21 protein-coding genes are annotated in these 20,715 nt (G+C 71.1%); 10 read left to right on the top strand and 11 right to left on the bottom strand.

The annotated features are described in order from the left end of the window. The first annotated feature begins 24 nt into the window (after positions 1 to 24). Positions 25 to 1,230 carry an erythromycin esterase family protein gene (locus AC3AGO_RS04245; RefSeq protein ID WP_487818751.1) on the top strand — a complete coding sequence of 402 codons (1,206 nt, stop codon included), beginning with the start codon at positions 25 to 27 and terminating at the stop codon, positions 1,228 to 1,230. 210 nt (positions 1,231 to 1,440) lie between these two features. Here the strand turns inward: AC3AGO_RS04245 and AC3AGO_RS04240 are convergent, their stop codons facing one another. The 4 genes from AC3AGO_RS04240 to AC3AGO_RS04225 all read right to left on the bottom strand — a co-directional run bounded on the left by AC3AGO_RS04240 (position 1,441) and on the right by AC3AGO_RS04225 (position 5,978). Next, positions 1,441 to 2,973, bottom strand: a complete 1,533-nt coding sequence (locus AC3AGO_RS04240) for a GntP family permease (protein ID WP_487818750.1) — start codon at positions 2,971 to 2,973, stop codon at positions 1,441 to 1,443. 390 nt (positions 2,974 to 3,363) lie between these two features. Then, a complete protein-coding gene (locus AC3AGO_RS04235; RefSeq protein ID WP_487818749.1) occupies positions 3,364 to 4,899 on the bottom strand; it encodes an ATP-dependent DNA ligase in 1,536 nt (511 codons plus the stop codon). 214 nt (positions 4,900 to 5,113) lie between these two features. Then, the gene (locus tag AC3AGO_RS04230) at positions 5,114 to 5,470 is read right to left on the bottom strand and encodes a winged helix-turn-helix domain-containing protein (protein WP_487818748.1); all 357 of its coding nucleotides are present in this window, start codon (positions 5,468 to 5,470) and stop codon (positions 5,114 to 5,116) included. Beyond that, positions 5,457 to 5,978 carry a hypothetical protein gene (locus AC3AGO_RS04225; RefSeq protein ID WP_487818747.1) on the bottom strand — a complete coding sequence of 174 codons (522 nt, stop codon included), beginning with the start codon at positions 5,976 to 5,978 and terminating at the stop codon, positions 5,457 to 5,459. The genes AC3AGO_RS04230 and AC3AGO_RS04225 overlap by 14 nt, the downstream gene beginning before the upstream one ends. Positions 5,979 to 6,115: 137 nt before the next feature. Here AC3AGO_RS04225 and AC3AGO_RS04220 point away from each other — a divergent pair, with 137 nt between their 5' ends. The 4 genes from AC3AGO_RS04220 to AC3AGO_RS04205 all read left to right on the top strand — a co-directional run bounded on the left by AC3AGO_RS04220 (position 6,116) and on the right by AC3AGO_RS04205 (position 8,555). Next, positions 6,116 to 6,796, top strand: coding sequence for a GOLPH3/VPS74 family protein (locus AC3AGO_RS04220; RefSeq protein ID WP_487818746.1), 681 nt, complete (start codon positions 6,116 to 6,118; stop codon positions 6,794 to 6,796). 89 nt (positions 6,797 to 6,885) lie between these two features. After that, the gene (locus tag AC3AGO_RS04215) at positions 6,886 to 7,476 is read left to right on the top strand and encodes a TetR/AcrR family transcriptional regulator (protein ID WP_487818745.1); all 591 of its coding nucleotides are present in this window, start codon (positions 6,886 to 6,888) and stop codon (positions 7,474 to 7,476) included. Between the two features lie 177 nt (positions 7,477 to 7,653). After that, positions 7,654 to 7,917: a hypothetical protein gene (locus AC3AGO_RS04210; RefSeq protein WP_487818744.1), complete on the top strand. Its 264-nt coding sequence runs from the start codon at positions 7,654 to 7,656 to the stop codon at positions 7,915 to 7,917. Continuing rightward, positions 7,917 to 8,555, top strand: a complete 639-nt coding sequence (locus AC3AGO_RS04205; RefSeq protein WP_487818743.1) for an LLM class flavin-dependent oxidoreductase — start codon at positions 7,917 to 7,919, stop codon at positions 8,553 to 8,555. Before AC3AGO_RS04210 ends, AC3AGO_RS04205 begins: the two co-directional genes overlap by 1 nt. Before the next feature lie 149 nt (positions 8,556 to 8,704). Here the strand turns inward: AC3AGO_RS04205 and AC3AGO_RS04200 are convergent, their stop codons facing one another. Continuing rightward, a complete protein-coding gene (locus AC3AGO_RS04200) occupies positions 8,705 to 10,078 on the bottom strand; it encodes an NAD-dependent succinate-semialdehyde dehydrogenase (RefSeq protein ID WP_487818742.1) in 1,374 nt (457 codons plus the stop codon). A gap of 237 nt (positions 10,079 to 10,315) precedes the next feature. Here AC3AGO_RS04200 and AC3AGO_RS04195 point away from each other — a divergent pair, with 237 nt between their 5' ends. The 3 genes from AC3AGO_RS04195 (at position 10,316) to AC3AGO_RS04185 (ending at position 12,132) form a co-directional block, all read left to right on the top strand. Next, positions 10,316 to 10,564 carry a hypothetical protein gene (locus AC3AGO_RS04195; protein ID WP_487818741.1) on the top strand — a complete coding sequence of 83 codons (249 nt, stop codon included), beginning with the start codon at positions 10,316 to 10,318 and terminating at the stop codon, positions 10,562 to 10,564. Positions 10,565 to 10,789: 225 nt separating this feature from the next. Beyond that, positions 10,790 to 11,131, top strand: coding sequence for a histone-like nucleoid-structuring protein Lsr2 (locus AC3AGO_RS04190; RefSeq protein WP_487818740.1), 342 nt, complete (start codon positions 10,790 to 10,792; stop codon positions 11,129 to 11,131). A gap of 431 nt (positions 11,132 to 11,562) precedes the next feature. Then, positions 11,563 to 12,132 (top strand): dihydrofolate reductase family protein, encoded by a 570-nt coding sequence (locus AC3AGO_RS04185; protein WP_487818739.1) that lies wholly within the window; start codon positions 11,563 to 11,565, stop codon positions 12,130 to 12,132. A 70-nt stretch (positions 12,133 to 12,202) separates the two neighbouring features. Here AC3AGO_RS04185 and AC3AGO_RS04180 read toward each other — a convergent pair whose 3' ends face one another. Further along, entirely contained in the window at positions 12,203 to 12,508 is a 306-nt protein-coding gene (locus tag AC3AGO_RS04180; RefSeq protein WP_487818738.1) for a hypothetical protein, read from the bottom strand. Between the two features lie 396 nt (positions 12,509 to 12,904). Here AC3AGO_RS04180 and AC3AGO_RS04175 point away from each other — a divergent pair, with 396 nt between their 5' ends. Further along, positions 12,905 to 13,483 (top strand): dihydrofolate reductase family protein, encoded by a 579-nt coding sequence (locus AC3AGO_RS04175; RefSeq protein ID WP_487818737.1) that lies wholly within the window; start codon positions 12,905 to 12,907, stop codon positions 13,481 to 13,483. A gap of 118 nt (positions 13,484 to 13,601) precedes the next feature. Here AC3AGO_RS04175 and AC3AGO_RS04170 read toward each other — a convergent pair whose 3' ends face one another. From AC3AGO_RS04170 to AC3AGO_RS04150, 5 genes are all read right to left on the bottom strand, one after another. Beyond that, positions 13,602 to 14,750, bottom strand: coding sequence for an LmeA family phospholipid-binding protein (locus AC3AGO_RS04170; protein WP_487818736.1), 1,149 nt, complete (start codon positions 14,748 to 14,750; stop codon positions 13,602 to 13,604). A 102-nt stretch (positions 14,751 to 14,852) separates the two neighbouring features. Next, positions 14,853 to 15,668: a maleylpyruvate isomerase N-terminal domain-containing protein gene (locus tag AC3AGO_RS04165; protein WP_487818735.1), complete on the bottom strand. Its 816-nt coding sequence runs from the start codon at positions 15,666 to 15,668 to the stop codon at positions 14,853 to 14,855. A gap of 196 nt (positions 15,669 to 15,864) precedes the next feature. Then, positions 15,865 to 16,314, bottom strand: coding sequence for an ATP-binding protein (locus tag AC3AGO_RS04160; protein WP_487818734.1), 450 nt, complete (start codon positions 16,312 to 16,314; stop codon positions 15,865 to 15,867). Then, positions 16,304 to 17,146, bottom strand: coding sequence for an MEDS domain-containing protein (locus AC3AGO_RS04155; protein ID WP_487818733.1), 843 nt, complete (start codon positions 17,144 to 17,146; stop codon positions 16,304 to 16,306). The genes AC3AGO_RS04160 and AC3AGO_RS04155 overlap by 11 nt, the downstream gene beginning before the upstream one ends. A gap of 261 nt (positions 17,147 to 17,407) precedes the next feature. After that, positions 17,408 to 19,486, bottom strand: coding sequence for an APC family permease (locus tag AC3AGO_RS04150; protein ID WP_487818732.1), 2,079 nt, complete (start codon positions 19,484 to 19,486; stop codon positions 17,408 to 17,410). Positions 19,487 to 20,079: 593 nt separating this feature from the next. On the opposite strand from AC3AGO_RS04150, the gene AC3AGO_RS04145 reads away from it, so the two are divergent. After that, on the top strand, positions 20,080 to 20,715 hold the full coding sequence (locus AC3AGO_RS04145; protein WP_487818731.1) for a hypothetical protein: 636 nt from the start codon (positions 20,080 to 20,082) through the stop codon (positions 20,713 to 20,715).

Raw genomic sequence — 20,715 nt, 5'->3', positions numbered from 1 at the left:
GGGTTCAACGATACCGTTGAAGGTATGGCTACCGACATCAAGGACACCGCCCATGCCGTCGAGGCCGCCGCCGTCATGCGGCTGCTTCCGTCCCGGCCGCGGCTGCTCGCCCTGGGCGAGCCCACCCACGGCGAGGACAGCCTGCTGGAGATACGCAACGGTCTCTTCCGGCAGCTCGTCGAGCAGGAGGGCTACCGCTCGATCGCGCTGGAGAGCGACTGCATGAGGGGCCTGCTCGTGGACGACTACGTCACCGCGGGCACCGGAACCCTCGACGAGGTCATGGAGCACGGCTTCAGCCACGGCTTCGGCGCGTCCGCCGCGAACCGCGAACTCGTGCGCTGGATGCGGGACTTCAACGACGGCCGGCCCGAGGACGACCGGCTCCGCTTCGTCGGCTTCGACGGCCCGCTGGAGATCACCGGCGCCGACTGCCCCCGCCAGGCCCTGACCGCACTCCACGACTACCTCGCGGCCCACATCGACGCCGGCCTGCTCCCCTGCACCGCGGACACCCTCGACCGGCTGCTCGGCGACGACGACCGGTGGACGCACCCGGAAGTGATGATGGACCCGTCCCGGTCCGTCGGGCAGACGAGCGAGGCGAACGAACTGCGGCTGCTCGCCGACGACTTGGTGGACCTGCTGGACGCGCGGACGCCGCAGCTGATCGCCGCCACCTCGCGGGACGCCTGGCGCCGGGCACGCCTGTACGGGCGCACCGCCACCGGCCTGCTGCACTACCACCACTGGCTGGCCGGCACCGCGCCGAGCCGCATGACGCGGCTGCTGGGCCTGCGGGACCGGATGATGGCCGACAACCTCCTCGCTGCCGCCGAACGGGGCCCGACGCTGATCCACGCCCACAACGCCCACCTCCAGCGGGACATGAGCACGATGCGCATGTGGGACCACCCGCTGCTGGAGTGGTGGAGCGCCGGCGCGCTCGTGAGCGCCCGGCTGGGCGCGGAGTACGGCTTCCTGGCCACGGCCCTCGGCACGATCCGGCACCGAGGAGTGGAGACCCCGCCCGCGGACACGCTCGAAGGGCGGCTGTACGCGCTGCCGGAGGACACGCGTCTCGTCGACCCGGCCCGGCTGACCGCCGCGCTCGACGGTGTACGCCTCGCCCCGCGCGAGTCCGGCTACTACGGGTACTTCCCCCTCCACCCGGACCACCTGCCCGCGTACGACGGGCTCGTCTTTGTCAAGGACGTGCGGGAGCGATAGGGGCGCGGAGTGCGCGCGCACCCGAAGACTGCGCCGTTCCCCGCGCCCCTGTTCGCGCCGTTCCCCGCGCCCCTATCGGGGCTCCTTTCCCGGCTGGGGGTGTGGGGGTCGGCCCCCACTGAAGGCAGCCCCGCCCCCTGTCTCGGCTGCGGTTCGCGTGGGGTTTGCGCCGTTCCCCGCGCCCCTATTGGGGCCCTGCCCCTTGCCGGCTCACATGACGAGAGCCAGGCCCTGGACGAGCAGGAGGGCGATCACCGAGGCGCCGGAGACCGTGGCCGTGCACGTCTTGAGCGTGCCGCGGGTGGTCTGTCCCAGCAGGGTCTGCAGCAGCCAGAAGGTGTTGCTCGTGGCGTGGATGACGAAGAGCGAGCCCGCACCCGCCGCGAGCGCGATGAGGACCGGCGGCACACCCAGGCTGGGCGCCACGGGCGCCAGGATCCCGGCGGCGGTGATCGCGGACGTGGTCACCGAGCCGATCGCCATGTGCAGCAGGGCCGCCATGAGCCAGACCAGGGCCAGCGGCGCCCAAGTGCTTGCGGAGAACGAGTCCTTGACGATGTCGCCCAGCCCCACCTTCTCGACCGTCGCGGCCAGCGAACCGCCCACGCCGGTCAGCACGAGGATCTGGCCGCTCGTACGGAACGCCCGGTCGAAGGCCTGCCCGACCGCGCCCGCCGGGAGCTTCCAGCGGGTGACGAGGCAGGCGCCGACCAGGCCGAGCAGCAGCGCGGTGACGGGGTTGCCCAGGTAGGTGACGACGGGCGACTTCCAGCCGCCGATCTCGGCGAACGCGCCGAGTGCGATGAGCGCCAGGGCGAGCAGCAGCGGAGCCAGCGACAGGGCGAGCGGCGGGGAGGTGTCCGCGCCCGCGTCCTCGTCCGCGCCCTCACTGCCCGAACGGCCCAGCGCTTGCGGCCCGTTGCCCTTCCGGAGCGCGCCGGATGTCTTGTCCGCAGCGCCGTCCGGGGCCGTACGGCCGTCGCGGTGTGTGGCATCCGCAGGTGCGGTGTCCGTACGCCCGGCGTCCGTACGCCCGGCGTCCGCGTGCACGGCGGTGGTCTGCGGTGCCTCGCCCTCGATGGTGGCCGCCGACTCCTCGGGGATCTCGTCGCGTTCGGGGTTCCAGAAGCCGCGCCGGCTGAGGAAGCTGAACAGGAACAGGGCGCAGATGATGGTGACCGCGGCGAGGGGGAAGCCGTAGACGAGCATGACGCCGAGCGGGATGTCCAGCAGCCCGGCGAGGGCCAGCGCGCCGATGCCGGGGACGGAGAGCGCGATGCCGACCTCGACGCCCAGCGCCATCGCGGCGGCCATGCGCGCGACGCCGTACGGGCCGATCTGCTTGCCCAACTGGCGCGCCACCGGCGCCGTCATCACCAGGAGTACGTCGGCGAAGATGGACTGCAGAACGGTGCCGACGGTGACGGCGAACGAGTAGGGCAGTTTCTTCGGGCCCAGGGCTCTCAGCAGGACGGCGACGAGTTTCTCGATGGCGCCCAGCGAGGACATGAGCGAGCCGAGCAGGACGCCGAAGACGATGAGCAGGCCCACTTCGGCCATCAGATCGCCGAACCCGCGGGTGACGGTGTCCACCGTGCCCTTGGCGCCGAGACCGCCGGCCAGGCCGAGATACATGGCGCCCAGGGCCAGTGCCAGGGCCGGATGGACCTTGGCCTTCAGAATGAGCAGCACCACACCGGCGATCGTGATCGCCGTGTGCAGCAGAACTGCCGTGTCTCCCATGGTGGGTCTCCCGTTCCGGGTGCAGGTGTGCGGAACGGGGAAGGGCTGCCGTGGCCGGAACCAGGGCGCGGGCGGCTGCCGTTACGGGCGGGCCGACCTGCGGGGTGGCAGCAGAGTACGGGGTACCGCGTGTCCCGCCAATACCGGGCCCGCATACGGCGCTCACGCCCGCCACGCGGCCCGGACCTGCACATTTCCCGCTTCACAGGCCTTGTTGCGCAGCCCTTTGCGGGCTATTGTCCTGTGCGGCGCCGCGACATGAGACCGTCATCTCACGATGTGGCCCACGGGGAAGGGCTGCGGGGCCGAAGCCCCGACGTCACGCATGGACATCCGAAGCCGCCGGCCGACAAGAAGCCGCCATCCGTACGGGAGTTCACCGCCGGGAGGTCAGCGGAGGTACGAGCGCACGGTCTCCACCGTGTCGGCGTCCTCGGGGCGTTTGTCCTCGCGGTAGCGGACCACGCGGGCGAAGCGGAGGGTGACGCCTTCCGGGTAGCGGGTGGAGCGTTGCAGGCCGTCGAAGGCGATCTCGACGACGAGTTCCGGGCGTACGGTCACACCCCAGGGCTCCTCGGTGACGGCGAGTTCGCGCAGCCGCTCCGTCTGCCAGGCCAGCAGGACATCCGTGAGGCCCTTGAAGGTCTTGCCGAGCATGGCGAACGAACCGTCCGAACGGCGGGCGCCCAGATGCAGGTTGGACAGCTTCCCGGTGCGCCGGCCGTGGCCCCATTCCGCGGCGAGTACGACGAGGTCCAGGGTGTGTACGGGCTTGACCTTCACCCATGAGGCGCCGCGCCGGCCCGCACTGTAGGGGGCGTCCAGCGCCTTGACGACCACGCCCTCATGGCCGCGCTCCAGCACCTGGTCCGCGAACTCCCGCGCCCGGGTGCGGCATTCGGGGTCCTGCGGGTCGGGCACCAGCAGCCTGCGTACGCGCAGCGGTTCGGGGGTGATGCGGGCGAGTTCCTCGTGCCGCTGCGCCGTGGTGGCGTCCAGCAGGTCGTGGCCGTCCACGGCGAGCAGGTCGAAGAAGACGACGGAGAGCGGCAGCGTCTCGCGGGCCGCGGTGACATCGAGGCGGGAGCCGACACGGGAGGAGATCTCCTGGAAGGGGCGGGGTGTCCCGTCCTCGGCCAGGGCGATGACCTCGCCGTCCAGTACGGCGTACTCGGCGTCCAACTCCGCGGCCGCCGCGGTGACTTCCGGCAGCCGTTCGGTGATCTCGTCGAGGGTGCGGGTGAAGATCCGTACGTGCGCGCCGTCCTTGTGCACCTGGACGCGGATGCCGTCCAGCTTCTCCTCGACCGCGCACGGGCCGAGCCGGTCCAGCGCCGCGTCCACGTCCTTCGCCGTCTGCGCCAGCATCGGCAGGACGGGCCGGCCCACCTCCAACCGGAAGTCCTCCAGCGCCCCGGGCCCGCGCGCGAGGACTTCCCGCGCCACCGCGCCCAGGGAGCCGCCCAGCATGACCGCCCGCCGTATGGCTGCCGGATCGGCGCCCACCGCCTCCGCCAGGCCCTCGGCGGCGAACGCGTCCAGCGCGCCCTGCCGCAACTCGCCGCCGATGAGCCGGACCAGGAAGTGCTGCTCGTCCGCGGTGGCCGCCCGCATCAACTCGCCGACCAGCCGGGCCCGTTCGGTCTGGGCGCCCTTGCCCTGTACGGCGGCGATCCGCTCCAGCGCCTCGTGGACGCCGTTCACCGTCAGTTGTGGGGAGGCGGCGGGCGGGTGGCGTTCCTTGAGCGTGCTCCAGCCGACGCCCGTCTTGCGCTGGGGGAGCCGTCCGGCGAGGTAGGTGACCACGACCGGCACCTCGTCCGGCTCCGCGGCGCGGAAGAGCCGGGCGAGGAGAGCGACCTTCTCCGTACGGGCACAGGCCTGCGCGATCTCCTGCGAAGTCCGTGCAATCTCGGTCAACAGCACGACCGCATTCTCACCCATCCCGGGCCCGCCCGGTCACATCTGCGCAAGGCGGCGAGGCGGCGACTTGGCACGCGGTGGCGTACCCGGCGTACCCGGCAGGACCCCACGCGCCCCGCGGCACCCCCCGACGCACCGTCAGGCGCCCCGCAGGCACGCTCCGGTACGCCCCTCAGACAGCGCCCGGCCCGCGCCCCACCCCCTACCGCCCCACCCCCTACGAGGGCTCTTCCCGCTCCGAGGGCTTCCCGTCCGCCCCCGTGCGGTGGGCCTCGGCGGCCTGCCGTGACTCGTCGACGACGCGCTGCAGCGCGGCGAGATGGGCCTCCAGAGCGGTGCGCCCCTCCGCGCTCAGATTGAGCCACGTGCGCGGACGCTTGCCCACGTACCCCTTGTCGATGTCGACGTAGCCCTGCGCGCCGAGCGTGGTGACCTGCTTGGACAGCGCCGAGGCGGACAGTCCCACCGACTCGCGCACCCACGCGAATTCGGCCCATTGCACGCCGGAGAGCAGCGACACGATCGACAGTCGCGTCGGGTCGAGCAGGACGGGATCGAAATCAGCGGGAGCCATGTGCCACACCCAAGCCGTTCCCCTCGGCCCTGCCCCGCCGGGCGAAGGAGAGCAGCGCCTGCTCGGAACGGCGGCCGAAGACGATCACGAAGCCGCCGAGCAGTACGCCGGCGACCGTCCGCCAGTAGGGGAGCGTCAGATGGTCCAGGAAGGTCGAGGCCATGAGGACGGCCAGCATGGCCAGCAGCAGCACTGCGCGCGCCGAGGCGGCGAACCGCGGCGAGATCTCCTCCTTGCGCAGCCGCGTGGGCCGGCCCAGCAGGGACGAGCCGCGCCGGGTGTTGAGCAGCACGACGTACCCCACGGTGAGCACCCCGAGGCCCAACGACGTGAACGGTGTCGCCGCCGTGCCGAAGAAGTCCGGAGCGGCGAGGTACAGGAAGACCGCGACGCCGAACACGGCGGTGACCCAACGGGATTGACGGAGGGAGGTGAACGCCTGGTCCTTGCGCTCACCGGCTTCCTGCAGCGCGCGGGCGGCCTCGGCGGGCGTGGGGCGGTCGGGCATGGAGACCTCCGTAAGACTTTCCCCGGCAGAATCACTTTCCTGACAGGAAAGTAGTTGCCTGGCGGTTCCACGGTCAACCCGGGCAACCGGAACGCGGGCGGTTGTCGTCTCCCCACCGAGACGACACGGGGAGAACCATGCAGTACGCGGATGCGCAGCCGGGCGCCACCGGCGCCGGCTTCTCACTCGCCGAGGAACTGCTGCTCCTCGGCATCGATCCGGAACGCGGCAAACTGGCCGTCGAACGCCGGTACCTCCGCTGGGGCCTGGCGGCGGCCGCGCTCGTGGAACTGGAAGCCGCGGGACGGGTGGCCGAGGACCGCGGCCGGATCACGGTGGTGCCGGGACCGCCCACCGGACTCCCGCACCTGGACGACGCGCTGGCCGTACTGGCACAGGAGCGCCGCAGCCCGGTGCGCGTCCGGCGGTGGCTCGACCTCTACGGGCAGCGCGCCGAGGAGATCGCCGTCTCCTCGCTGGCCGCCCGCGGCGCGATCCACACCGAGACCCGCCACGCGCTCGGGGTGTTCCCCGTACGGACCTACCGGGTGTTCGCCACGCAACCGCGTGACCAGCGGCTGGGCTCGTTCCACAGCTGGGCCAAGTACGGCCCCGGCGACCGCCGTTCACGTGCGCTGGCCGCCCTGTTCAAGGCCACCAAGCTCGCCCGCAAGCTGGGCGTACCGCGCGCCGTACGGAAAGAAATGCGGCCCCTGGTCGAGGAGTTCTGGCCGGTCAAGGCCGTCCGCAAGAAGGTCGCCGCAGCGCAGTCCTCTGGCGGCGGTGGTGGAGACGGCGGTGGCGGCGGAGGCGGCTGACCCCGGACGCACGCCCATCGGCCGGCCCCGCGGCCGCGGCGTGACAAGCTGGAGGCGCCCGGGTGACACGTTCCCTGTAGGAGGACTCAGTGGCGATCGGACGCGTCGATCCCGACCGGCGGGAACGCATCATCGGCGCCGCACTGGACCTGATCGCGGAAGAGGGTGTCGCCGGCACCTCGCACCGCAAGGTCGCGGCCCGTGCCGGAGTGCCGCTCGGCTCGATGACGTATCACTTCCAGAGCATGGACGAGCTGTTGCGCGAGGCGTTCACCCGCTTCTCCGAAACGATCATCGCCGTCTTCGAGGAACGCCTGGGCGCCGCCACGGACCGCGACGAGGCCCGCGAGGCGATCGTCGGCCTCGTCCACCGCCTCTCCGGCGGCAACCAGCGCGAACTGGTGCTCACCCACGAGCTGTACACCCTGGCCGCGCGCAAGCCGGCCTACCGCGAGCTGACCCGCGAATGGATGCGCCGCAGCCGCCGGGCCCTGGAGTGGCACTTCGATCCGGCGACGGCCCGTCAGATCGACGCGCTCATCGAGGGCCTGTCCATCCACCGCGCGCTCGACACCGACCCGCACGAACGGGCACTGACCGTCGAAGCCGTCACCCGCATCACCACGGTGCCGGCTGCGGCGGGCCGCCCCGTGGAGGAACGCAGCGGCTCCCGCTCCTGACGCGTCCCACACCGACGCGCGGCATGTCCGATTCGCGCCGCTCCATTCCGGCGGGATCCAGGACAATCTCCCCGAGGCCGCGTACGCACTCCTGTGCGGCCGCCCGAACTCGACACGCTCCCGGCCGCGCTGCGCGCCCCTCCACACAGCGCGGTCGACGGAGAGGAGAGAGCTGCCATGCGTATCGGATTCACCCTTCCGCAGATCGGACCCCTCGCACATCACGGCCGGGAGACCGGACGGTTCGTGCGGGAGGCCGAGGACCTCGGCGCCGACAGTTTCTGGGTCGGGGACCGGTTGTTGGCGCCCGTCCATCCGTCCGCCGGATACGGCGGCTCCGACTCGATCCCCGAGGCGTTCCACTCGGTGCTCGACCCGTTCGCGCTGCTGTCGCCGCCGCCGCCACCGTCCGGGAGGCGCAGGTCGGCAGCAACATCCTGATGGCGCCCTGGTATTCACCCGCCCTGCTCGCCCGCTCGCTGACCACCATCGACGTCCTCAGCGGCGGCCGGCTCATCCCCGGCTTCGGGACCGGCTGGTCGCCGGAGGAGTACGAGGCGGCCGGCATCTCCATGCGCGAGCGCGGGGCGCGGCTGGACGAGTGTCTGGACGGGCTGGAGGCCATGTGGACCACCAACCCGGCCGAATATCACGGCAAGTTCTGGTCGGTTCCGGCCACGCACGCGGACGTGAAACCCGTCCGGCGGCCCCGCCCGCCGATCTATCTGGCCGGCTTCGCACCCGCCGCCGTACGCCGCGTGGCGCGCCGCGCGGACGGCTGGCTGCCGGTCGTGATGCCCGGCATGGGCGACTTCGACCCGGACTCGATCACCGTACCGATGAACGGCATCCGGCAACTCGCCGCCGACCAGGGCCGCGACCCGGCCGAACTCGGCATGATCCTGCGGGTGTACCCGACCGCGGAGGCGACCGTCGCCCAGATCGCCGAAGCCCTCGTACGCTCCGGACGCGAAGCCGGCGTCGACCACGCCTTCGTGGAGCTGGTCAACCTCGCCCAGGACATCGATCAGGCCCTCGACCTCGTGAGCCGCGTCCTCGAACAAGCCCGGGCCGCCTAGGGGTTCAGCCACCGGAACCGCCGGCGTCTCTCGGAACCCAGGGCCCCTCGGAACCCGGCGCCCCTCGGAACCGCCGGCGGGCGGCGGTCCGGCGCACGTACGCATGCGCCGGGCCGCCGCCCGTGGGACGGCTCAGTGGGGCCGGCGGCTCAGCCCTTGATGCGGATGAGCTTGCGGTTGGCGAACTCCTCCATGCCGAACTTGCCCAGCTCACGCCCGATCCCGGAGCGCTTCACGCCGCCGAAGGGCAGCTCGGCGGCCGTGCCGGGCGCGTCGTTGATGAAGACCATGCCGGTGTCCAGCCGGTCCGCGATGCGCAGCGCGCGCTCCTCGTCGTCGCACTGGACGACGGAACCCAGGCCGTACGCCGTGTTGTTGGCGAGCCGTACGGCCTCGTCCTCGTCGGCCACCTTGAAGATCATCGCGGCCGGGCCGAACAGCTCCTCGCGGAAGGCCCGCATGTCCTCGGTGATCCCGGTCAGGACGGTCGGCTCGTACCAGGCGCCGGGCTTGTCCATCCGCTTGCCGCCGGTCAGGACCGTGGCGCCCTCGGCCACCGCGTCCGACACCTGCGCGGCGAAGTTCCGCACCGCCTGCTCGGAGGAGAGCGGGCCCATGAACGTCGAGGCGTCGCTCGGGTCGCCCGGCTCGACGGCGGAGACGGCCGCGGTGAACTTCTCCACGAACTCGTCGTAGTGCTCCTCCAGCACGATCATGCGCTTGGGCGCGTTGCACGCCTGGCCCGCGTTGCCCAGCCGGCCCGTGAAGGCCTGCTTGACAGTACGGTCCATGTCGGCGGGGCCGATCACCAGGAACGGGTCGGAGCCGCCCAGTTCGAGCACGACCTTCTTCAGGTGCCGGCCGGCCTGCTCGGCCACCGCGGCACCCGCACGGTCCGAACCGGTCAGCGACACACCCTGCACCCGGTCGTCGGCGATGATGTCGGAGACCTGGTCGTTGGTGGCGAAGAGGTTGATGTACGCGCCGTCGAGCAGCCCCGCGTCACGGAAGATCTGCTCCATCGCCAGCGCCGACTCGGGACACTGCGGCGCGTGCTTGAGCAGGATCGTGTTGCCCAGCATCAGGTTCGGCGCGGCGAACCGGGCCACCTGGTAGTACGGGAAGTTCCACGGCATGATCCCCAGCAGCGGGCCCATCCCGACCTTGCGCACCACGGCACGGCCGCCGGCGACGACCTCCAGCTCCTCCTCGTCGAGGAAACCCGGGCCCTTCTCGGCGTAGTAGCGGTAGATGGACACCACGATGGCGATCTCACCGCGGGCCTGGGCCAGGGGCTTGCCCATCTCGCGCGTGATGAGCGCGGCCAGTTCGTCCCGCCGCTCCTCGTACAGGGAGGCCACCCGGTTCAGCACGTCGGCGCGCTCCTTGGGGGAGCTCTCGCGCCAGCCCTGGAACGCGGTGTACGAGCGGCTCAGCGCGTCCTGGATCTCCGCGTCCGTGGCCTCGGGGTATTCGCGCTCGGTCTCACCGGTGGCCGGGTTGACGACCTTGTAGCTGGTCATGGACTTCCTCTCGGTACGAGCCGGCTGTGCGTGCTCTGGATGCTGCGGGGCTGTGCGCGGGAGCGGGCGCCGGGGCTCCGTACGCTCCACTCTCTTGATCGACAGTGCCACGGACGTGCACGGAACGGAGAGCGCTGCGCCGGAATTTGTGCACCGCGCACCTGATTTTTTCTGTGCGGTTGTGCGGAGAGGGGTGGGGAGGACTGTGGGGCGGGGGAGTTGAAGCCCGCCCCGTCCGTGAGCCTCCCGCACGGTCCGGCCCGCGCGGAACTCCTATGCGGGGCCGGCCGGCTGCGAGCCGACGGCGCGGGCGAGGGCAAGGGTGGGGCCATGCTGCCCCGCGCCGGCAGCCACGCGGTCGCCGCCAACGACGCCCTCGCCGCCTTCTTCGCCGTCCGCCCCGTCGACCCGGCGGACGTCCCCGACCACGCGGCGGAACACGAGCAGTACAAGGAAGCGGCGGCGGCCTACCGGCGCGGGCAGTAGGGGGCGGCGATTCGGGGCGCGGGCGCCGCGGTGCTGCTTTCGTACGGCGTCGCTTTCGCCCCGATGTGGGCTCGCACTCGCCTTCCCCGGAGAGGGAGCCGTGCGATTTCCGCTGTGGCTTCCTCCTCTGCGAAACTTGTGCGACAGAAGTGCAGCGGCCATCGAGCAGGTAATTTTTCCTGCAAAAGTTTGCCCGCGCCGCCTATCGCAGGTTACATTCAGGCCATGGCGCAAAAAGTACAGGTTATCTACTCCGACGATCTCAGTGGTGAGGTTGCCGAGGACATTAAGACGGTTACTTTCGGCATCGACGGCAAGTCGTATGAGATTGATCTGACATCGGATAATCACGACAAGTTGGTCGAAATCCTTAACCCCTACATCGTGTCGGGCCGCCGGGCAGGAAAGGCGAAGACCGCCACCGCCGCGGGCTCCGGCAAGGGGCAGAACCGCAACCCGGACACTGCCAAGATCAGGGAATGGGCCAAGGATCAGGGCTACGACGTTTCCGAGCGCGGACGAGTTCCCGCGAACATCAAGGAAGCCTACGAGAAGGCTCACCAGTAAGAATCCCGCTCTTGTCGAGTAAGCCCCCCGCTGTGGCAGTGGGAGGCTTACTCATGCCCCGCCCCGCACCGGCCATACGGTGAACTCCGCAGGGGCCTCGGGTTCCGGATCCGGTCTGCTGTGCGGGGTCTGCCGGGGGCCTGTCGGGGCCTGTCGCGGGGCCGGCGGGAAGCCCATTCCCGCTATCTGCCCCTGCGCGTGAGGGAAGGGTCGCCGGCCAGTGCGAGAGCGGCCGGGAGCGGTGGCGAAATGGACGTCCGTCGGGAGCGGCCTGTCCGCGTACACCGGCCGGAGGCCCGAACTTGGCCTGGATGCCTGCGAGTCGGAGAGCGAAGGAAACGAGCCCGCGGCAATGGTGTCTGGCATCTGCGATGACTTCGCGGGATGGCCGCGGTCTGCCTCTGTGTATCCGTACGCCACAGGAGGCCTTGATGCGCAAGCTCGTCGTGACCGAGAACGTCACGCTCGACGGAGTCATCGACATGGCCGGAGGCTGGTTCGACCCGATGGGGAAGGAGCAGGACCAGTCCGACATCACGGCCGCCGTCGCCGAACACCGGGAAGCGGCGGACGCGCTGCTCGTCGGACGCCGGACATTCGAGGATTTCCGCGGCTTCTGGCCGCACCAGAAGGACGACCACACCGGGGTGTCGGCCTATTTGAACGCGGTGGACAAGTACGTCGTCTCCCGCACGCTGCGGGAGACCGGCTGGGAGAACTCCACCATTCTGCGCGGTCCCCTCGCCGAGGAGGTGCGGGCGCTGAAGGAGGCGCCCGGCCGCGACATCGTCGCGACCGGCAGCATCCAGCTCGTCCACGCGCTCATCGCGGAGGAACTCGTCGACGAATACCGGCTGTTCGTCTTCCCGGTCGTCGTCGGCGCCGGTGCCCGGCTCTTCGAGTCCACCGGCAGCCGGCTGCGTCTGCTGGAGACCCGCCCGTTCACCTCGGGCGCGGTGCTGTTGCGGTACGGCGCCGGGGCGCTCCGCTCCGGTGGGTGAGGCGGAGGGCCGGCGGGTCAACCACCCGTGTGGTGAGGGTGGTTGACCCGCCGTGTTCTGCCGTTCGGGGTCAGCGCACCTCGTAGCTGAGGCGGTAGTCGGCGCCGTCCTTGGTGAACTTCATGACGCCGCTGCCCTTGCTGACCACGTGCTCGCCGAGGAAGTCCTCACCGTCCACGCCGCCGTCACGCTCGACCAGCGTGACCCGGGCCTCGCCCGAGAACTTGACGGTCTTGCCCACGTCGTACGAACCGCCCTCCATCACGACGAGATCCGCCACGTTCTCGCCGTTGACCTTGATCCGCGGCTCGTCCTGACCGAAGCTCCAGTCCTCGGACACGACGCACTTGAGCGTGTTGAGATGCAGAGTAGGCATGTCACTCCCCGTTGTGTGGTGTTGTCGCCAGGCCCTGGTCAGCGACCTGGACGACGAGAATACCCCAGCAAGATCAACCGTCCGCCGTGCAGGGTGAGTTGGGGCGCGGGGGTGGGTGGTGCGTCGTACCGCTCGTTCAACGAGCGGTACGACGCACGATCCCCGGTTCTGCGAAAATGCGGCGGTGATCTCCGCATCGGAATGGCGCCGACTGCGCGGCGAACTGCGCTTCGGGGAGCACCGGTAGCGGGTGGTGCCGCAGCCGCAGCCGCAGCCGCGGCCCGCGGGCGTCGTTGGTGCTGATTTCGCTGGCCGTGGGGCGATGAGTTTTGGGGGTGGGGTGGGTCCATGCGTGTGAGGGCCCGGTGGGGGTTCTCGGAACGTCGGGGAGGCGTGATGGGCACTGTGGTGATGCACAACGTCGTATCGGTGGACGGCTTCATCGCGGACGCGAATGACGAAGTCGGGCCGCTGTTCGACTGGTACGTCAACGGCAACGTGCCGCTCGTCGAAGGCAGTGGGCTGAAGGTGTCGAAGACCTCGGCCGACTACGTGAAGCCGGTCTGGGCGGAGCTCGGATCGATGGTGATCGGCCGGCACCTGTTCGACATCACCAACGGGTGGGAGGGGTTGCCGCCGGCAGGCGAGCACGTCGTCGTGGTCTCGCACCGGCCCAAGCCCGAGGGGTGGCACCCCGAGGCCTCGTACCACTTCGTCGACGATGTGGCACAGGCCGTAGCGAAGGCCAAGGAGCTCGCGGGGGAGCGCACCGTCGCGGTCGCGGCGGGCGACGTCGGCGGACAGGCCTTCGCCCTCGGCCTGGTGGACGAGGTGGCGATGGACGTCGCGCCGGTGGTCTTCGGCTCGGGCAAACGGTACTTCGGGTCGGTCGACGCCCAGCACCTGCTCGAGGACCCGCACACCGTGATCCAGGGCGACCGCGTGCTGCACCTGCTCTTCCGCGTACGCCGATAGCACCCGGGTGAGGCGCCGCACGCTTCCCGGGGCCGCAACATGCCCCGTGCGTACGAGAGGCGGGCCCGGGCCATCAGGGAAGGCCGGGCCCCGCCCTCATCTGGCCGCCCGTCCGGCGTCAGCCGTTCGTGCCCAACGGGACGTCCTTGCCGGTCAGGTGGGCGCGGATGCCGTCCTTCGTGACCGAGACCCCGCGCAGGCGGAGGTCGCCCGGCAGGTCCTTGGGCAGTTGCGCCGAGAACTCCATCTTCTCCGCGACCTTCGGCTCCCGTACCTTCTGCAGGCCCTCGATCAGCGACGGGTCGATGCCGGCGGGCTTGAGCAGCTCCGGACGGCCGGCGAGCGCGTCGAGCGCGTTGCCCTTCATCAGCTTGTCCGGGAGGATCCGCTGCCCCGTCGCCTGCTGGACCTCGCGGCCGTCCAGCTTGTCGGCGGCGGGCGCGGCCAGTTGGAGGCCGCCGCCCTTGCCCGGCGTGTACGTGAGCAGGCCCGGCACCACCAGCCGGGTGTCCTCCAGGGACATGGTCAGGCCGTGGTCGCCGGTACGTTCCAGATGTGCTCGCGCCCGGATCTTGGCCTGCTTGCCGGCCACCGGCAGGCCGCCCTTGGCCTGCACCGTGTTGTGCCCCTTCCCCGGGGCCAACTTCACCTGGGACGCGCCGACTTCACGGTTGAGGTCGTCGAAGTCGAGGAGTACGTCGCCGCGTACCTTGCTCAGCACCGCACCCTTGACCGAGGAGGGGAGGCTGCCGACGATCCGGAGGTCGTCGACCGACCCCTTCACCTGCGCGACGGATACCCGACCGGCGGGCACGTGCGGGACGTTGACGTCGACGTGATCGATGTTCCCCATCGCCACCTGGCCCAGGAACGGGAAGCTGTCGATGTGCACCTCGGGTTCGGCGTGCAGCTTCAGCGCCTCCTGCACCTTCTGCGCCGCCATGTTCTCCGCGTAGAGCACCGCCCAGCGGTCGCCGAGGGCGAGGAACGCGAGCACGACGACCAGGGCGACGATCAGCTTCGCGGTCGTACGTACGGGGGAGCGGCGCGCTCTGCGTGCCTCGCGGCGGCGGGCCTTACGGGCCTTGCGGTCCCGGGGCGCGGCGCCGTCCTCGCCGGAGGGCCGGCCCGTACCGTCGCCCGCGTGCTGACCGGGGCCGGCCGACGGACTGTGCGAAGCCTTGTCGTCCCGGCCCGGGCGCTCGGAGGAAGTGCGGGAGCCGGGTATCCGGGCCGTGGAGTCTTCGGGAGGTCCGTTCTCGATCATCGCCATATGCGAACACAGGGCGGGTCCTCCGTCCAAGTTCCGGCCGGTCGGTACGGGGTGCGGCTTTCCGGCCCCGTCCGGCCACGCGAACCGGCGCCGGGTTCACTTCCGCAACCAGTAACTGGCGCCGCTCTGCCAGGACTTGAGGAGCTCCGCGTCGCCGTGCACCGTGAGCGTTTCGCTGTCGGGGGTTCTGCGGCCGTACAGCAGCAGGACGAGGTCGGCGAGCGGCCCGCGCACGGTAGTGGTGGCGGCGGAGCCCAGGTCCTCGGCGGTCGTACGGCGCCAGGTGACCGGTTCGCCGGTGAGGTCGAGGAGCCAGTGAGCGGGCGTTCCGGGAGCCGTGTCCGTCGCGTGCAGCCGGAGGGTGCGGCCGGGGGCGAGCAGCACGGCGCGGTCCTCGGCGGAGGGGTACGCCTGCGCCAGCGTGCTGAACTCCAGCCACTCGTCGACCGTGTCGAGGCCCACCGCGTCGTCGATCGCGTACTCCGCGCCGGCGGCCGACGCCGCGTCCGCCCGGTGGACCACCGTCTCGTGCGTCATGCGGCGGGCCCAGAACAGCGGGGTGCCGCCCGGCGCCACGGTCCACACCGGTACGTCCGGGCCGGCCTCGCGCAGTGTGTCCGCGAGCTGCTCGGCACCCTCCGCCAGCCAGCCGTCGAGGGCGGCGGGCGGCACGTCCGCGTACAGGGAGGGGTCGGTGTCCTGATCGTCCTGTACGGGGCCGGCCGCGCGCGTACGTACGATCTTCTCGGTCCAGCGGTGGGCGCCGCCGAGGTGGCGCAGCAGCCGGGCGAGGCTCCAGCCCGGGACGCCGGGCACGTCGGCGGCCGGGTCCGTGCCCTTGATGTGCGACCTCAACAGCTCGGTCTGCGCGACGATTTCGGCGCAGTACCGGTCGAGACTCAGGTGCTCCATGAACGGCACGCTATGCGAGGCGGCGGGAGACGGGCAGGCCCATTTCCCGACGGCGGGTCGTGCCGCCGGGCTCCGGGGGCCGGGCGCCTCCGGATCGTGTGACCCGCCGCGGCAGGCCCGTGGGTGACGCCGACGCGGCGTACGGGGTCGTCATGCCGGTGGGCGTTCTCGGCAGGGCCTCCCGGGCGGGTTTGTTCTACGGGCCGCCGACGGCAGTCGCGTCGGAGGGCAGGCGCATTGCGAGGGTTACGGCGGTGCCGCCGGTTCCGGCGCTGACGGTGAGGCGGTCGGCCAGTATCTGCGCCACCCACAGGCCGCGGTTGTCCGGGCCCTCTTCCGGCCCGGGCAGCTGTTGCGGAATGGCGGAGCCGCTCAGGGCGGGGTCCGTGTCACTGATGCGGCAGGCCAGTTCGTCGTCGGCGTGGTACAGGGCGACGGTGCTCTCGCCGTCGGCGTGCTGCACGACGTGGGTGACGACGGTGTCCACCGCCAGGACGAAGTCGTCCCGGCGTGGCCGGGGCAGACCCATGCATGCCGCCTGATCCTCGATCAGCAGGCGCAGCGCCGCCAAGCCTTCCGCGCGGATGACGCGCTGCAGCAGCTGCCGTGCGTGCCGGCCGGCGGGACCGGTCGCATCAGTGCTCATCACCGCTCACCTCGCTGATCATGAGCCGCGGGAGTGCCGCGGCGCCGAGGTGGCGCAGCAGCCGGGCGTGGGCGGGTGTGCACTGGATCTCGATCTGCTCGTGGTGCGTGGCGTCCTGGGCACGCAGCACGAGCTGGGCGGCACATCCGGTGCTGAGGAAATCCAGCCGTCTCAGGTCGACCCGTGCCCGGCCGGCGCGAGCGGTGCGGGCCAGTGCCTCCTCGACCACGGCGGTGAAATCCTCGCTGGTGGCCAGGTCGGCATCTCCCACCAGCCGTGCTCCGCCCGCATCGTGCCAGGCTCGCAACTCACCGACACGCTCCAGCAGGTCGCACGGATGTCCCTCGCGCATGGCGGCCAGTACCGGATCTTCGAAGCCGCGCCGGTCGTAGGCGCAGATCTCGCTGTAGGGGCGGCCGGTGAAGAGATGATCGGCGTGGGTCTCGCGGTACATCATGGTCTCGACGTCGGCGCCCAGGGCCGCGACCCAGTGCATGTCGATGAACGCCCGCAGGCCGTCATAGCCCTGCGCGACCGCCCGGTCGGTCTCCTCCGCGATCCGGCTCCACTGCCGTTCGGGGGTGAAGGCCCGGTGCGGCGCGATGAGTTCCCGCATGCTGGAGAGGCCCAGCCCGCCGTCCTGGTGCGCGGCGGCCAGGGACGGGGCCAGGCCCTCCAGGCGGGACAGGACCTGACGTTCCTCCAGGTGCGGCGCGGGGAAGACGAGCACCTTCTCGCCCCGCGCCAGGCCCCGCTGGGCGAAGACAGCCAGCACGTCCCAGCCGGCGGCATCCTCCCCATAGCTGACGAACGCATGATCGCCAGGTCGCATCCGTTGCACCGCGAGCATGCGTGCCGCGGCACTTGTCCACCCCGACATCGAGCCGTTCGCCCCCACTCTGTGGCAGTCCGCCCACAGGCGGTCCGGGCAGAAACGCTAGCCGCTTCCCGGGCAGGCGTGCGCCGCGTACCGAGCGATGCCCGGATGCGGTCGGAAACCCGCTGTGTGCAGGCTAGTTGTGCACGCCGATGACAGGAGTCGACCGACGATGAGCCGTACAAGGCGGAAGGCCGACCCGTCCCGGGGCGGCCCTCAGCCGACGTGGACGCGGGGCCGGCGGGCGGGGTCGGGTTCGGCGCGGCGGAGCACCTCGCGGGCCACGGGGGCCACTTCGCCGTCGCCGAAGACGAGGAAGCGGATGAGATGGCCGAGGGGGTGGCCCTCGGTCCAGTTGAAGTAGGAGTGCGGCACCTGCCCCGTACGGTCGCGCAGCGCCATCAGGACGGCGGCGATGGTGGTGGGCACGCCGGCGCCCTCGACGCGCAGGATCCGCGCCCCGTACCGCTCCTCGCCGTGTACGTGCAGTTCGGTGCTGAAGTCGGAGGAGTCCTGCACGGTGACTTCGAGGAAGAGGACGGGCCGCCCGTCGGGGATGTGGGTCTCCTCGCGCTGGCTGTACTCCTTCTCGCGGTATTCGGCCTCGTCCCGCTCGTCCGGCTCGTTCGCGATGACCCGCAGCGGCCCGTCCTGCCCGGCCGCCTCGACGAGTTCGACGGCCGTCTCGTCCAAGGTGACGTCGGAGGCGCGGAGTTCGAAGGCGCGGTGGACGCGGGAGGCGAAGGACAACAGCAGAATGCCGACGATGAACAGCGCGGCGATCTTGATGCCGTCGGGCCGTTCGATGACGTTGTCGACCAGCGTGAACGCGAAGACCGCCGTGATGAGCCCGAAGCCGGTCATCGAAGCGCGGTGGCCGCGGTGGCGTGCCGCGATGGTCGCGGCGAAGGACGCGGAGAGCATCAGGACGAGGACGCCGGTTGCGTACGCGCCGCTCTGCTCGTCGACATTGGCGTTGAACCACAGCGTGATGAACACCGCGACCGTCATGAACAGCAGCACCAACGGCCGTACGGCGCGCGTCCATTCGGGCGCCATGCCGTAGCGCGGAAGGTAGCGCGGTACGAGGTTGAGCAGCCCCGCCAGAGCGGACGCGCCGGCGAACCACAGGATGGCGATGGTCGAGATGTCGTACGCGGTCCCGAAGGCGTCGCCCAGATACTTGTGGCCCAGATACGCCAGCGCCCGGCCGTTCGCCGAACCGCCCTGCTCGAACTCCGCATGGGGGATGAGCAGCGTCGTGGCCAGGCTGGAGACCAGCAGGAAGCCACTCATGATGAGCGCGGCCGTGGTCAGCAGGCGGCGGGTGCCGCGGATCCGGCCGGCCGGCTTCCGGTACGTGTCGGTGGCGTCGCCGCGCACCAGCGGCATCACCGCCACGCCCGTCTCGAAGCCGGACATTCCGAGCGCCAGCTTGGGGAACACCAGCAGCGCCACGCCGACCATCGCCAGCGGCGAGGAGTGCTGGGTGGTCAGCGCGTCCGTCCAGTCGCCGATGACGACCGGGTTGGTCACGACGTGCCAGGCGGCGGTGGCCAGAACGATCAGGTTGAGCGCGAGGAAGACGCCGACGAGGGCGACGGCGACGCGGATCGCCTCCCGGAAACCCTTCAGGAAGACCGCGGCCAGAGCGGCGAGGAGGACGAGGGTGATCCAGGTGTTCTCCCCGTGCAGCCAGTGCGGGGCGAACGGGTTCTCCACCACGTGCGCCGAGGCGTCCGCCGCCGACAGCGTCATGGTGATCATGAAGTCGGTGGCGGCGAAGCCGAGCAGCACCAGTACGAAGATCTTGCCCGCCCACCACGGCAGCAGCCGCTCCAGCATCGCGATCGAACCCTCGCCGTGCGGGCTCTCCTTGGCGACCCTGCGGTAGACGGGCAGCGCCCCGCCCAGCGTCAGCGCGACCAGAACGAGGGTGGCCAGCGGGGAGAGCGTGCCGGCGGCGAGCGCGGCGATGCCCGGCTGATAGCCGAGGGTGGAGAAGTAGTCCACGCCGGTCAGACACATCACCCGCCACCACGGGTGGCCCTTGTGCTCGGCGGCCGGCGTGCCGTGCGGGCCCGGGTGGCGCGCGGTCTGCTCGCTCAGGCCCTCCAGCAGCCAGCTGCGTATGCGGTGGCGGCCGTTGGCCGGGACTGCGTCTCCCGGGGTGCTGTCTTTCGGGGTGGCGTCCGGGTTTTTCCTGCCGGCGCCCGGAGATCCGTCGGGGGAGCCGCCCGGGGATCCGTCGGGGGGTTCGGAGGTGTCGGCGTTCTTCACCTGGCTGCCGGTCATGCTGAGTGCTCCGTCTGTTCCCTGTACGTGCTCGGTGAGCGGTGACCCGGTGGGGCGGTGGCGCCTGAGCTCCGCTGCTCCGCCGGGCGGTTGGGCGGTCGGGTCCCTTGGGTGGCGGTCCTCGCGCTGTGGCCGACCGTGGCTTCGGCCCGTGACGAGTATTCGCCTGCGCCCCGCCCCGGGAACGGCCGTGACCTTGCCGCGACGGCGATACTCGCACGTCACCGGCCCGCCCCTCGCCCGTCACGTCCACGCCGTGAACCCGACGAAATCCCTGGTCAGGCGGCTGCCTTTGCCCTGCGCTCCGCTGTACGGGCCCCGTGCCGCGGGCAGCGCCCGCCCCGGAACCGCGGCCTGCCGCCCTGATCTTGATGCTTCCTTGACGGGGCTCTGATGCGGCCCTGACGTAACCCCTGTCGGGGCGGCCCGGAGCGGCTCGGGGCGCTGGTGGGGCGGCTCCTGACGGGGGGTCAGCAGAGAGGAACGCGGTGGCGTGCCGTACAGGGGCGGCCGACCCGTACGTTGCCTTCCGAGCGCGGCCGATTTGCCGCCGGACGCGCGTACCGTGCCTCGGGATCACTACAGTCGCCGGTATGCGTGAGGTGCGGGTGGTGTTGATCGGGGGGACGTCGCATGCCGGGAAGTCGACCGTTGCCCAAGCTGTCGCGGAGAAGCTGGGGTTCGCGTACATGTCGACCGACAGCCTGGCCCGGCATCCGGGACGGCCGTGGCGGACGCCGGAGTGGGAGGTGCCGCCCCATGTCGCCCTGCACTACGCGACACTCACGGTCGACGAGCTGATCGACTCCGTACTCGCCCACTACGAACGGCTCTGGCCCCGCATCCGGGAACTGATCACCGAGCACGCCACCGGACACGGCACCAGCGCCGGCCTGGTCCTGGAGGGCTCGGCGCTCTGGCCGGCGCGCGTCGCGACCCTGACCGTTCCCCGTACGGCCGCCGTGTGGCTGACCGCGGACGACGCGATCCTCCGTACCCGAGTGCACGAATCCGCCTCCTACGCGGAATCGACAGACGAGGAACGGCACTTGATCAGCCAGTTCCTCGCCCGCACCCTGCGCTACCAGACACTCATGCGGCAGCCCCTCGACGAACTGCACCTCGACCACCTCGACGCGAGCGACTCCCCATCGGCCGACGCCCTGGCCGCGGAAGTCCTCGGAGCCGTCGACGCGCAGGTCGCCGTGGGACGGAGGCCCGCTGTGTGA

This window comes from Streptomyces sp. BL1, assembly GCF_057628045.1.
Note: the sequence above shows the minus strand (reverse complement) of the source record. Positions and strands in the feature narration are given on the sequence as shown.